Below are 13815 nucleotides of genomic sequence, written 5' to 3' on the forward strand. Positions count from 1 at the left end.
CGCGAAACGTTTCAGGAAGAGAAACTCTTAACGATGAAAGGCAGTTATAAATCCCGTTGGGTAATCGTAATCGTGGTGGTTATCGCCGCCATCGCCGCATTCTGGTTCTGGCAAGGCCGCAATGAATCCCAGAGCGCAGCGCCAGGTGCGACGAAGCAAGCGCAGCAGCCGCCAGCCGGTGGCCGTCGTGGTATGCGCTCCGGACCGCTGGCTCCCGTGCAGGCAGCAACTGCCGTTGAACAGGCAGTTCCGCGTTATCTCACCGGGCTTGGCACCATTACCGCTGCAAACACCGTCACAGTGCGCAGTCGCGTTGACGGCCAGTTGATGGCGTTGCATTTTCAGGAAGGTCAGCAGGTAAAAGCGGGGGATTTACTGGCTGAGATTGATCCCAGCCAGTTCAAAGTTGCACTGGCCCAGGCACAAGGACAACTGGCAAAAGATAAAGCCACACTTGCCAATGCCCGCCGTGATTTGGCGCGTTATCAACAACTGGCAAAAACCAACCTCGTTTCCCGTCAGGAACTGGATGCCCAACAGGCACTGGTCAGTGAAACCGAAGGCACCATTAAGGCGGATGAAGCCAGCGTTGCCAGCGCACAACTGCAACTCGACTGGAGTCGCATTACCGCACCAGTCGATGGTCGGGTTGGCCTGAAACAGGTTGATGTCGGTAACCAAATCTCCAGCGGCGATACCACTGGCATTGTGGTGATCACCCAGACACATCCTATCGATCTGGTATTTACTCTACCGGAAAGCGATATCGCCACCGTTGTGCAGGCACAAAAATCCGGAAAACCGCTGGTTGTTGAAGCCTGGGATCGCACCAACTCGAAGAAATTAAGTGAAGGTACGCTGTTAAGTCTCGATAACCAAATCGACGCCACCACTGGCACCATCAAAGTAAAAGCACGCTTTAATAATCAGGATGATGCGCTGTTCCCCAACCAGTTTGTTAACGCCCGCATGTTAGTGGACACTGAACAAAACGCCGTGGTGATCCCAACCGCTGCACTGCAAATGGGTAACGAAGGCCACTTTGTCTGGGTGCTGAATAGCGAAAACAAAGTCAGCAAGCATCTGGTGACACCGGGCATTCAGGACAGCCAGAAAGTGGTGATCCGCGCAGGTATTTCCGCAGGCGATCGGGTAGTGACGGACGGCATTGACCGCCTGACCGAAGGGGCGAAAGTGGAAGTGGTTGAAGCGCAAGGCACAAGCACACCAGAAGAGAAAGCCACCAGCCGCGAATATGCGAAAAAAGGAGCGCGCTCCTGATGCAGGTGTTACCTCCGAGCAGCACAGGCGGCCCGTCGCGCCTGTTTATTATGCGTCCTGTCGCCACCACGCTGCTGATGGTAGCGATCTTACTCGCCGGGATTATTGGCTACCGCACCCTGCCCGTTTCGGCGTTGCCGGAAGTGGATTATCCGACGATTCAGGTGGTTACGCTTTACCCCGGTGCCAGCCCGGATGTGATGACCTCTGCCGTTACCGCGCCACTTGAACGCCAGTTCGGGCAAATGTCCGGACTGAAACAGATGTCGTCGCAAAGTTCCGGCGGCGCGTCGGTCATCACTTTACAGTTCCAGCTAACATTACCGCTGGACGTTGCCGAGCAGGAAGTGCAGGCCGCAATTAACGCCGCCACTAACCTGTTACCAGGCGATCTGCCTAACCCACCGGTTTACAGCAAAGTGAATCCGGCAGATCCGCCGATCATGACGCTTGCCGTTACCTCAACCGCCATGCCGATGACGCAGGTGGAAGATATGGTAGAAACCCGCGTGGCGCAGAAAATCTCGCAGATTTCCGGCGTCGGGCTGGTAACGCTTTCCGGCGGTCAGCGTCCGGCCGTTCGCGTCAAACTTAACGCTCAGGCGATTGCCGCCCTCGGCCTGACCAGCGAAACTGTACGCACAGCTATTACCGGCGCGAACGTTAACTCGGCTAAAGGTAGCCTCGACGGCCCCTCCCGCGCAGTCACGCTTTCCGCAAACGATCAAATGCAGTCTGCGGAAGAGTACCGTCAGTTAATTATCGCGTACCAGAACGGCGCGCCGATTCGTCTTGGCGATGTCGCTACCGTAGAACAAGGGGCGGAAAACACCTGGCTTGGTGCGTGGGCGAATAAAGAACAAGCCATCGTCATGAATGTTCAGCGCCAGCCTGGCGCTAACATTATCTCCACCGCTGACAGCATTCGTCAGATGCTGCCGCAGCTCACTGAGAGTCTGCCGAAATCGGTAAAAGTGACGGTGCTTTCTGACCGCACCACCAATATCCGCGCATCGGTCGACGATACCCAGTTTGAGCTGATGATGGCTATCGCGCTGGTGGTGATGATTATCTACCTGTTTCTACGAAATATTCCGGCAACCATCATTCCTGGCGTCGCGGTGCCGCTGTCGTTAATCGGCACCTTCGCGGTCATGGTATTTCTCGATTTCTCGATCAATAACCTGACCCTGATGGCGTTAACCATCGCCACCGGGTTTGTGGTCGATGATGCCATCGTGGTGATCGAAAACATTTCGCGCTATATCGAAAAAGGTGAAAAACCGCTGGCAGCGGCGCTCAAGGGTGCAGGCGAAATCGGCTTTACCATTATCTCGCTGACCTTCTCGCTGATTGCAGTGCTGATCCCATTGCTGTTTATGGGCGATATCGTCGGGCGACTGTTCCGCGAATTTGCCATTACTCTGGCAGTAGCGATTTTGATCTCAGCCGTCGTGTCGCTGACCCTGACGCCGATGATGTGCGCGCGGATGCTTAGCCAGGAGTCGCTGCGTAAACAGAACCGCTTCTCCCGCGCCTCGGAAAAAATGTTCGAGCGGATAATCGCCGCCTATGGTCGCGGACTTACGAAAGTGCTGAATCATCCGTGGCTGACCTTAAGCGTGGCGCTCAGTACGCTGCTGCTTAGCGTGCTGCTGTGGGTATTTATTCCAAAAGGCTTCTTCCCGGTGCAAGACAACGGCATTATTCAGGGCACCTTGCAGGCACCGCAATCCAGCTCCTTTGCCAATATGGCCCAGCGGCAACGCCAGGTCGCGGAGGTGATTTTGCAGGACCCGGCAGTGCAAAGCCTGACCTCATTTGTGGGCGTTGATGGCACTAACCCGTCGCTGAACAGTGCGCGTTTGCAGATCAATCTGAAACCGCTGGATGAGCGTGATGATCGGGTACAAAAAGTTATCGCCCGTTTGCAAACGGCGGTAGATAAAGTGCCGGGCGTCGATCTCTTCCTGCAGCCAACGCAGGATCTGACCATCGATACTCAGGTCAGCCGCACGCAGTACCAGTTTACATTGCAGGCCACGTCTCTGGATGCGCTCAGTACCTGGGTGCCGCAGCTAATAGAAAAACTCCAGCAACTGCCGCAGCTTTCTGATGTCTCCAGCGACTGGCAGGACAAAGGACTGGTGGCGTATGTTAACGTTGATCGCGACAGCGCCAGCCGTCTGGGGATCAGCATGGCGGATGTTGATAACGCCCTGTACAACGCCTTTGGTCAGCGGCTAATTTCGACGATTTATACTCAGGCCAACCAGTATCGCGTGGTGCTGGAGCACAACACTGAAAACACACCAGGGCTGGCGGCGCTGGATACCATTCGCCTGACCAGCAGCGACGGCGGCGTAGTGCCACTCAGCTCGATAGCTAAAATTGAGCAGCGTTTTGCGCCGCTCTCCATCAACCATCTGGATCAGTTCCCGGTAACGACCATCTCCTTTAACGTGCCGGATAACTATTCACTGGGCGATGCGGTGCAGGCGATTATGGATACCGAGAAGACGCTAAATCTGCCAGTGGATATCACCACGCAATTCCAGGGTAGTACCCTCGCCTTCCAGTCGGCATTGGGTAGCACTGTCTGGCTGATTGTCGCGGCAGTGGTGGCGATGTATATCGTGCTCGGTATTCTGTACGAAAGCTTTATTCACCCGATCACTATTCTCTCGACGTTGCCAACGGCAGGTGTCGGCGCATTGCTGGCGTTGCTGATTGCCGGTAGTGAGCTGGATGTGATCGCCATTATCGGCATTATTTTGCTGATCGGTATTGTGAAGAAAAACGCCATCATGATGATCGACTTCGCGCTGGCCGCTGAGCGCGAGCAAGGCATGTCGCCGCGAGATGCCATCTACCAGGCCTGCCTGCTGCGTTTTCGTCCGATCCTGATGACCACGCTGGCAGCGCTGCTCGGTGCATTGCCGCTGATGTTGAGTACCGGAGTCGGCGCGGAACTGCGTCGTCCGTTAGGTATCGGCATGGTCGGCGGTCTGGTTGTCAGTCAGGTGCTGACGCTGTTCACCACGCCGGTGATTTATCTGCTGTTCGACCGCCTGGCATTGTGGACCAAAAGCCGCTTTGCCCGCCATGAAGAGGAGGCGTAAGTGAAGTTTTTTGCCCTCTTCATTTACCGCCCGGTGGCGACGATTTTACTGTCGGTTGCCATTACCCTTTGCGGCATACTGGGCTTCCGTATGCTGCCGGTCGCCCCGCTGCCGCAGGTCGATTTTCCGGTAATTATGGTCAGCGCCTCGCTGCCCGGTGCATCGCCAGAGACGATGGCGTCTTCCGTTGCCACACCGCTGGAACGCTCGCTTGGACGCATTGCCGGGGTCAGTGAAATGACCTCCAGCAGTTCGCTCGGCAGCACGCGTATCATTTTGCAGTTTGATTTTGACCGGGATATCAACGGCGCGGCGCGCGATGTACAGGCGGCGATCAACGCCGCCCAAAGTCTGCTGCCCAGTGGGATGCCAAGCCGTCCGACTTATCGCAAAGCGAACCCGTCGGATGCACCAATTATGATCCTGACGCTGACGTCCGATACTTATTCGCAGGGGGAACTGTACGATTTTGCCTCGACGCAACTGGCTCCGACAATTGCACAAATCGACGGCGTCGGTGATGTCGATGTCGGCGGCAGCTCGCTGCCTGCGGTGCGCGTCGGGCTGAATCCACAGGCGCTGTTTAATCAGGGCGTGTCGCTGGACGATGTGCGCACCGCCATCAGCAATGCCAACGTGCGTAAACCGCAGGGGGCGCTGGAAGATGACACTCACCGCTGGCAGATCCAGACCAACGATGAGCTGAAAACTGCCGCCGAATACCAGCCGTTGATTATTCATTACAACAACGGCGGCGCGGTTCGTCTGGGTGATGTGGCAACGGTAACCGACTCAGTACAGGATGTGCGCAACGCCGGGATGACCAACGCCAAACCGGCTATTTTGTTGATGATCCGCAAACTGCCGGAAGCCAATATCATCCAGACGGTAGACAGCATCCGGGCGAAATTACCGGAGTTACAGGAGACAATCCCGGCGGCGATTGATCTGCAAATAGCTCAGGATCGCTCCCCCACCATTCGCGCCTCGCTGGAAGAAGTCGAGCAGACGCTGATTATTTCGGTGGCGCTGGTGATTTTAGTGGTCTTTTTGTTCCTGCGTTCAGGTCGGGCGACGATCATTCCTGCGGTTGCAGTGCCGGTTTCGCTGATTGGCACCTTTGCAGCGATGTATCTTTGCGGTTTCAGTCTCAATAACCTGTCGCTGATGGCACTCACCATCGCTACTGGCTTTGTAGTCGATGACGCCATTGTGGTGCTGGAAAACATTGCCCGTCATCTGGAAGCGGGAATGAAACCGCTACAGGCCGCACTGCAAGGCACCCGCGAAGTCGGTTTTACAGTTCTGTCGATGAGCCTGTCACTGGTAGCTGTGTTCCTGCCGCTGTTGTTGATGGGCGGCTTGCCGGGGCGCTTGTTACGCGAGTTTGCCGTGACGCTTTCGGTGGCGATAGGTATTTCACTGCTGGTTTCCCTGACGCTGACGCCGATGATGTGCGGCTGGATGCTGAAAGCCAGCAAGCCGCGTGAGCAAACACGGTTACGCGGTTTTGGCCGGATGCTGGTTGCACTGCAACAAGGCTACGGCAAGTCGCTGAAATGGGTTCTCAATCACACCCGTCTGGTAGGCTTAGTGCTGCTTGGCACCATTGCGCTGAATATCTGGCTGTATATCTCGATCCCGAAAACTTTCTTCCCGGAGCAGGACACCGGCGTACTGATGGGCGGGATACAGGCCGATCAGAGCATTTCGTTTCAGGCGATGCGCGGTAAGTTGCAGGACTTCATGAAAATTATCCGTGATGACCCGGCGGTGGATAATGTCACTGGCTTTACCGGTGGCTCGCGAGTTAACAGCGGAATGATGTTTATCACGCTGAAACCGCGCGATGAACGCAGCGAAACCGCCCAGCAAATTATCGACCGTCTGCGCGTGAAGCTGGCGAAAGAGCCAGGGGCGAATCTGTTCCTGATGGCGGTACAGGATATTCGCGTTGGCGGACGTCAGTCGAACGCCAGCTACCAGTACACGTTATTGTCTGACGATCTGGCAGCACTGCGCGAATGGGAGCCGAAAATCCGCAAAAAACTGGCGACGTTGCCGGAACTGGCGGACGTTAACTCTGACCAGCAAGACAACGGCGCGGAGATGAACCTAGTTTACGACCGCGACACGATGGCGCGATTGGGAATCGACGTGCAGGCCGCTAACAGCCTGCTGAATAACGCCTTCGGTCAGCGGCAAATCTCGACCATTTACCAGCCAATGAACCAGTATAAAGTGGTGATGGAAGTTGATCCGCGCTATACCCAGGACATCAGCGCGCTGGAAAAAATGTTCGTCATTAATAACGAAGGCAAAGCGATCCCGCTGTCATATTTCGCTAAATGGCAACCGGCGAATGCGCCGCTGTCAGTGAATCATCAGGGACTGTCCGCAGCCTCAACCATCTCGTTCAACCTGCCGACCGGGAAATCACTCTCGGACGCCAGTGCGGCAATCGACCGCGCAATGACGCAGCTTGGCGTACCTTCCACGGTGCGCGGCAGTTTTGCCGGAACGGCGCAGGTGTTCCAGGAGACGATGAATTCGCAGGTGATCCTGATTATCGCGGCCATCGCCACGGTGTATATCGTGCTGGGGATGTTGTACGAGAGTTACGTGCATCCGCTGACCATTCTCTCCACCCTGCCCTCGGCGGGCGTTGGAGCGCTACTGGCGCTGGAGCTGTTTAATGCTCCGTTCAGCCTGGTCGCCCTGATAGGGATTATGCTATTAATCGGCATCGTGAAGAAAAACGCCATCATGATGGTCGATTTTGCGCTTGAAGCCCAACGCCACGCTAATCTGACGCCGCAGGAGGCCATTTTCCAGGCCTGCCTGCTGCGTTTTCGCCCGATAATGATGACGACCCTGGCGGCGCTGTTTGGCGCGCTGCCGCTGGTATTGTCGGGCGGCGATGGCTCGGAACTGCGGCAACCATTGGGGATCACCATTGTCGGCGGCCTGGTGATGAGTCAGCTCCTGACGCTGTATACCACGCCGGTGGTGTATCTCTTTTTCGACCGTCTGCGACTGCGTTTTTCGCGAAAATCTAAAGAAACGGTAACCGAGTAAATGACAGATCTTCCCGACAGCACCCGCTGGCAATTGTGGATTGTGGCTTTCGGCTTCTTTATGCAGTCGCTGGACACCACCATCGTTAACACTGCCCTTCCCTCAATGGCGCAAAGCCTGGGGGAAAGCCCGCTGCATATGCACATGGTCATTGTCTCTTATGTGCTGACCGTGGCGGTGATGCTGCCTGCCAGCGGCTGGCTGGCGGACAAAGTCGGCGTGCGCAATATTTTCTTTACCGCTATTGTCCTGTTTACCCTTGGTTCACTGTTTTGCGCGCTTTCCGGCACCCTTAATGAACTGTTGCTGGCGCGCGCATTGCAGGGCGTGGGCGGTGCGATGATGGTGCCGGTTGGCAGGTTGACGGTGATGAAAATTGTTCCGCGCGAGCAATATATGGCGGCGATGACCTTTGTGACGCTGCCTGGCCAGGTTGGCCCACTGCTTGGCCCGGCGCTGGGCGGACTGCTGGTGGAGTACGCGTCATGGCACTGGATCTTTTTGATCAACATTCCGGTTGGAATTATCGGCGCGATCGCCACACTAATGTTAATGCCGAACTACACCATGCAGACGCGGCGCTTTGATCTCTCCGGCTTTCTGTTGCTGGCGGTTGGCATGGCGGTATTAACGCTGGCGCTGGATGGCAGTAAAGGTACGGGCTTATCGCCGCTGGCGATTGCTGGCCTGGTTGCTGTTGGCGTGGTGGCGCTTATGCTTTATCTCATACATGCCAGAAATAACGCCCGCGCCCTGTTCAGCCTGAAACTGTTCTGCACCCGTACCTTTTCGTTGGGCCTGGCGGGGAGCTTCGCCGGACGTATCGGCAGCGGTATGTTGCCCTTTATGACGCCGGTTTTCTTGCAGATTGGTCTCGGCTTCTCACCCTTTCATGCCGGATTGATGATGATCCCAATGGTGCTCGGCAGCATGGGGATGAAGCGGATAGTCGTGCAGGTAGTGAACCGCTTTGGTTATCGTCGGGTACTGGTGGCGACTACGCTGGGCCTGTCGCTGGTCACACTGCTGTTTATGGCCACCGCGCTGCTTGGCTGGTACTACGTTTTACCATTCGTTCTGTTTTTACAAGGGATGGTCAACTCAACGCGTTTTTCCTCCATGAACACGCTGACACTGAAAGATCTGCCGGACAAACTGGCAAGCAGTGGCAACAGCCTGCTGTCGATGATTATGCAATTGTCGATGAGTATCGGCGTGACCATCGCCGGGCTGTTGCTTGGGCTTTTTGGTTCGCAGCATGTCAGCGTCGACAGCGGTGCCACACAAACCGTCTTTATGTACACCTGGCTAAGCATGGCGTTTCTTATCGCCCTTCCGGCGTTCATCTTTGCCAGAGTTCCGAACGATACACATCAAAATGTGGCTATTTCGCGGCGCAAAAGGAGCACTGAATGAAGTTCTGGCGGCCCGGCATTACCGGCAAACTGTTTCTGGCGATCTTCGCCACCTGCATCGTCTTGCTGATCACGATGCACTGGGCGGTGCGTATCAGTTTTGAGCGCGGCTTTATCGATTACATTAAGCATGGCAATGAGCAACGGCTGCAAATGCTTGGCGACGCACTTGGCGAGCAGTACGCCCAGCATGGCAACTGGCGCTTCCTGCGTAACAACGATCGTTTTGTGTTTCAGATCCTGCGTTCACTTGAACATGATAGCAACGACGATAAGCCCGGCCCCGGTATGCCGCCGCACGGCTGGCGCACCCAGTTCTGGGTGGTCGATCAAAATAACAAAGTGCTGGTTGGCCCTCGCTCACCTATTCCACCGGACGGCACACGGCGGCCTATTCTGGTCAATGGTCTGGAAGTCGGCGCGGTGATCGCCTCCCCTGTCGAGCGGCTGACCCGCAATACCGATATCAATTTTGATAAGCAACAACGGCAAACCAGTTGGCTGATTGTGGCTTTATCTACTTTACTGGCAGCGCTGGCGACGTTCCCACTGGCACGCGGCTTGCTGGCACCGGTAAAACGGTTAGTTGACGGCACGCACAAACTGGCAGCAGGTGATTTCACCACTCGCGTGACGCCCACCAGCGAAGACGAACTGGGCAAACTGGCACAGGACTTCAACCAGCTCGCCAGTACGCTGGAGAAAAACCAGCAGATGCGCCGCGATTTTATGGCCGACATTTCTCACGAACTGCGCACGCCTTTAGCGGTACTGCGCGGCGAACTGGAAGCCATCCAGGATGGTGTACGTAAATTCACGCCAGAGACAGTGGCTTCTTTACAGGCGGAGGTCGGAACGTTGACTAAACTGGTCGACGATCTCCATCAGTTGTCGATGTCTGATGAAGGCGCTCTCGCCTACCAGAAAGCAACGGTGGATCTCGTTCCACTACTTGAAGTCGCGGGCGGCGCATTTCGCGAACGTTTCGCCAGTCGTGGGTTGACTCTGCAATTCTCCTTGCCGGACAGCATTACCGTATTTGGCGATCGCGATCGTTTAATGCAGTTGTTTAATAACTTACTGGAAAACAGCCTGCGCTACACCGACAGTGGCGGTGGCCTGCATATTTCCGCCGAACAGCACGACAAAATGGTGCATCTGACCTTTGCCGACAGCGCACCGGGAGTCAGCGACGATCAGTTACAAAAATTGTTTGAGCGTTTTTATCGCACGGAAGGTTCCCGCAACCGTGCCAGCGGCGGCTCCGGGCTGGGGTTGGCAATTTGCCTGAACATTGTTGAAGCACATAATGGTCGCATTGTTGCCGCCCATTCGCCTTTTGGCGGGGTTAGCATTACAGTAGAGTTACCGCTGGAACGGGATTTACAGAGAGAAGTATGACCGAGTTACCTATCGACGAAAACACGCCGCGTATTTTGATCGTGGAAGATGAACCCAAACTGGGGCAGTTGCTCATTGATTATCTGCGTGCCGCAAGCTATGCGCCGACGTTGATTAGCCACGGCGATCAGGTACTGCCGTATGTGCGCCAGACGCCACCGGATCTGATCCTGTTAGATCTGATGCTACCAGGCACCGATGGTCTGACACTGTGTCGGGAGATTCGTCGTTTTTCTGATATTCCCATTGTTATGGTGACAGCGAAAATCGAAGAGATCGACCGCCTGCTGGGGCTGGAAATCGGTGCTGATGATTACATCTGTAAACCGTATAGCCCGCGGGAAGTGGTAGCGCGCGTCAAAACTATATTGCGTCGTTGCAAACCGCAGCGTGAGTTGCAACAGCAAGATGCAGAAAGCCCGTTAATTATCGACGAAGGTCGTTTTCAGGCTTCGTGGCGCGGCAAAATGCTTGATCTGACCCCTGCGGAATTTCGCCTGCTGAAAACACTCTCCCATGAACCGGGAAAAGTGTTCTCCCGCGAGCAGTTACTCAATCATCTTTATGACGACTACCGCGTAGTGACCGACCGTACCATCGATAGCCACATTAAAAACCTGCGCCGCAAGCTGGAAGCACTGGACGAAGAGCAGTCATTTATCCGCGCCGTTTACGGTGTCGGTTATCGCTGGGAAGCCGACGCCTGCCGCATTGTTTAACGTATCTTTGCCCTCGCGAGGGCTGAATTCCTTGTTTATTAATCCGTCATGCACCTCTCTGAAAGGAGCTGTCTCTTGATCAGGAGATCTGATCAAGAGACAGCTCCTTTAGGGGGGTATTCCCCTGATTGGCAACCTTATGAATATCACCCATACTTAAATCGTTACATACTGTTTTCAATACGCAATTTCAATCAAGGAGTCATTATGGCTGGTTGGTTTGAACTCAATAAGAGCAGTGATAATCAGTTCCGGTTTGTGTTAAAAGCGGGTAACGGTGAGACTATTCTCACCAGCGAACTGTATACCTCAAAAGCCGCTGCGGAAAAGGGCATTGCCTCTGTGCAAAGCAACAGCCCGCAGGATGAACGCTATGAGAAAAAAACAGCGAGCAACGGCAAATTTTATTTCAATCTGAAAGCCGCTAATCATCAGATAATCGGCTCCAGTCAAATGTACGCCACCGCTCAATCACGCGAAATCGGAATTGCCTCAGTAAAAAACAATGGCGTAAGCCAGACTGTGAAAGATAAGACTTAATTGTTATGCCGGGCGCGGATAACGCGCCCGGCTTTATTTCTAATAAACACTTACTTATTGATGCTAAGGATCAATCCGCGCCATTAAAATAATGGGAGGATAAGTTTCATATCAGGTGAAAGAATTTTTGTTCTTCTTTTTGAACGCCACGTTATTTATTTCCTGCAAGTGCCGAAGAAATTATCGTTATCCGTATCCTTACCAAAACCAGGACGCGACCAGACATTTGCACTGGAGCCAACCCCACCGATTGCGCTACAATGCCCGCCCTTAAAGTGGGGACACTCCCCTAACCGCTTCATCAGGTGAAGCGGATCTGACCTGTCATCAGAACGAGAGAATTATGTTTAAACCGGAACTCCTTTCCCCGGCGGGAACGCTGAAAAATATGCGTTACGCTTTCGCTTATGGCGCAGATGCTGTTTATGCGGGGCAACCGCGTTACTCCCTGCGTGTGCGCAACAACGAATTTAACCACGAAAATCTCCAGCTCGGCATCAATGAAGCCCACGCGCTGGGGAAAAAGTTTTATGTCGTGGTCAACATTGCGCCACACAATGCCAAGCTAAAAACCTTTATCCGTGATCTGAAACCGGTGGTGGAAATGGGGCCGGACGCACTGATTATGTCCGATCCGGGGCTGATTATGCTGGTGCGTGAACACTTCCCTGAAATGCCGATCCACCTTTCCGTGCAGGCCAACGCCGTAAACTGGGCGACGGTGAAATTCTGGCAGCAAATGGGGTTGACCCGCGTGATCCTCTCCCGCGAGCTGTCGCTGGAAGAGATTGAAGAGATCCGCAATCAGGTTCCGGATATGGAGCTTGAAATCTTCGTTCACGGCGCGCTGTGCATGGCCTACTCCGGCCGCTGCCTGCTCTCTGGCTACATCAACAAACGCGATCCAAACCAGGGCACCTGCACCAACGCCTGCCGTTGGGAGTACAACGTGCAGGAAGGGAAAGAAGATGACGTTGGCAACATCGTACACAAATACGAGCCGATTCCGGTGCAAAACGTCGAGCCGACGCTGGGTATCGGTGCGCCAACCGACAAAGTGTTTATGATCGAAGAAGCCCAGCGCCCGGGCGAGTATATGACCGCGTTTGAAGATGAGCACGGCACTTACATCATGAACTCGAAAGATCTGCGCGCCATCGCCCACGTTGAACGCCTGACCAAAATGGGCGTGCATTCGCTGAAAATCGAAGGCCGCACTAAATCTTTCTACTATTGTGCACGTACCGCGCAGGTTTATCGTAAAGCTATCGATGACGCCGCTGCGGGCAAACCGTTCGACACCAGCCTGCTGGAAACACTGGAAGGCCTGGCGCATCGTGGTTACACCGAAGGTTTCCTGCGTCGTCATACTCACGACGATTACCAGAACTACGAATACGGTTATTCCGTTTCTGACCGCCAGCAGTTTGTTGGAGAGTTTACCGGTGAGCGTAAAGGCTCTCTGGCAGCCGTAGCGGTGAAAAATAAATTCTCCGTTGGCGACAGCCTGGAACTGATGACGCCACAGGGCAATATCAACTTTACCCTTGAGCACATGGAAAACGCCAAAGGTGAAGCGATGCCGGTCGCACCTGGCGATGGCTATACCGTGTGGCTCCCGGTTCCGCAGGATCTCGAGCTGAATTACGCACTGCTGATGCGTAATTTCTCCGGGGAAACCACGCGTAACCCGCACGGTAAGTGATTCATTTCGATTATTTTTCCCGGATAGAAAATTCTTAGAAACCGATCACATACGGCTGCATTTATTAAGGTTATTATCTGTTTCGCTGAAAAACATAACCCATAAAATGCTAGCTGTACCAGGAACCACCTCCTTAGCCTGTGTAATCTCCCTTACACGGGCTTATTTTTTACGCGTAATACAATGAAATAAAAGGATTTATTTCTGGTCACGTCCACACATTGACCACATCGACAAAAAAGCCCCTCGACTGAGGGGCTTCCTGTTTGTAATTACATCCACATAATTTGCTGCCCTGACGGCAACGGGTGCGGTCTTACGGCGTGGACTTCTCCCGGCTTCACGATGTATCGCTGTACCGACTCATAAGTGATGAACGTGGCGCTGCAATTCACGTTCTGACACTGGTGATAACGCTCTTTTGTCGTGTCAGTGATATAGCGGCTTGTACGCGCATGTGCGGCATGCTGGCATAAAGGACAATGAAACATCGCGAGCACCTCTTCCGGTTTTGTTGATGGTGCCATTTTAGTTAATTTATCCTTATAAAACAA

9 protein-coding genes are annotated in these 13815 nt (G+C 54.2%); 8 read left to right on the top strand and 1 reads right to left on the bottom strand.

Features of this window, described 5'->3' with window-relative positions; translation table 11 throughout:
* The first annotated feature begins 33 nt into the window (after positions 1-33).
* From mdtA to yegQ, 8 genes are all read left to right on the top strand, one after another.
* Positions 34-1281, top strand: coding sequence for a multidrug efflux RND transporter subunit MdtA (mdtA, locus tag C7B16_RS05195; protein ID WP_000679018.1), 1248 nt, complete (start codon positions 34-36; stop codon positions 1279-1281).
* Entirely contained in the window at positions 1281-4403 is a 3123-nt protein-coding gene (gene mdtB / locus C7B16_RS05200) for a multidrug efflux RND transporter permease subunit MdtB (RefSeq protein WP_107179432.1), read from the top strand. The genes mdtA and mdtB overlap by 1 nt, the downstream gene beginning before the upstream one ends.
* On the top strand, positions 4404-7481 hold the full coding sequence (gene mdtC / locus C7B16_RS05205) for a multidrug efflux RND transporter permease subunit MdtC (RefSeq protein ID WP_107179433.1): 3078 nt from the start codon (positions 4404-4406) through the stop codon (positions 7479-7481). It begins immediately after the preceding gene.
* Complete coding sequence (locus C7B16_RS05210; RefSeq protein ID WP_107179434.1) at positions 7482-8897, top strand: MFS transporter; 1416 nt, start codon at positions 7482-7484, stop codon at positions 8895-8897. It abuts the gene before it with no gap.
* Complete coding sequence (baeS, locus tag C7B16_RS05215) at positions 8894-10297, top strand: two-component system sensor histidine kinase BaeS (RefSeq protein WP_000675181.1); 1404 nt, start codon at positions 8894-8896, stop codon at positions 10295-10297. Before C7B16_RS05210 ends, baeS begins: the two co-directional genes overlap by 4 nt.
* A complete protein-coding gene (gene baeR / locus C7B16_RS05220; RefSeq protein ID WP_000137876.1) occupies positions 10294-11016 on the top strand; it encodes a two-component system response regulator BaeR in 723 nt (240 codons plus the stop codon). The genes baeS and baeR overlap by 4 nt, the downstream gene beginning before the upstream one ends.
* A 207-nt stretch (positions 11017-11223) precedes the next feature.
* The gene (locus C7B16_RS05225) at positions 11224-11556 is read left to right on the top strand and encodes a YegP family protein (protein WP_001516646.1); all 333 of its coding nucleotides are present in this window, start codon (positions 11224-11226) and stop codon (positions 11554-11556) included.
* Between the two features lie 343 nt (positions 11557-11899).
* Positions 11900-13261, top strand: coding sequence for a tRNA 5-hydroxyuridine modification protein YegQ (gene yegQ / locus C7B16_RS05230; RefSeq protein WP_000476033.1), 1362 nt, complete (start codon positions 11900-11902; stop codon positions 13259-13261).
* A gap of 272 nt (positions 13262-13533) precedes the next feature.
* Here yegQ and ogrK read toward each other — a convergent pair whose 3' ends face one another.
* Complete coding sequence (gene ogrK, locus C7B16_RS05235; RefSeq protein WP_000468308.1) at positions 13534-13752, bottom strand: prophage transcriptional regulator OgrK; 219 nt, start codon at positions 13750-13752, stop codon at positions 13534-13536.
* Between the last annotated feature and the right edge of the window lie 63 nt (positions 13753-13815).

This window comes from Escherichia sp. 20412-1, from assembly GCF_003027595.1.
In the GTDB taxonomy this organism is placed as follows: domain Bacteria; phylum Pseudomonadota; class Gammaproteobacteria; order Enterobacterales; family Enterobacteriaceae; genus Escherichia; species Escherichia marmotae.

Coding starts and splice junctions, on each gene's coding strand:
- yegQ (WP_000476033.1), top strand. CDS start 11,900: ATGTTTAAACCGGAACTCCTTTCCCCGGCGGGAACGCTGAAAAATATG.
- C7B16_RS05225 (WP_001516646.1), top strand. CDS start 11,224: ATGGCTGGTTGGTTTGAACTCAATAAGAGCAGTGATAATCAGTTCCGG.
- baeS (WP_000675181.1), top strand. CDS start 8,894: ATGAAGTTCTGGCGGCCCGGCATTACCGGCAAACTGTTTCTGGCGATC.
- mdtA (WP_000679018.1), top strand. CDS start 34: ATGAAAGGCAGTTATAAATCCCGTTGGGTAATCGTAATCGTGGTGGTT.
- C7B16_RS05210 (WP_107179434.1), top strand. CDS start 7,482: ATGACAGATCTTCCCGACAGCACCCGCTGGCAATTGTGGATTGTGGCT.
- ogrK (WP_000468308.1), bottom strand. CDS start 13,752: ATGTTTCATTGTCCTTTATGCCAGCATGCCGCACATGCGCGTACAAGC.
- mdtB (WP_107179432.1), top strand. CDS start 1,281: ATGCAGGTGTTACCTCCGAGCAGCACAGGCGGCCCGTCGCGCCTGTTT.
- baeR (WP_000137876.1), top strand. CDS start 10,294: ATGACCGAGTTACCTATCGACGAAAACACGCCGCGTATTTTGATCGTG.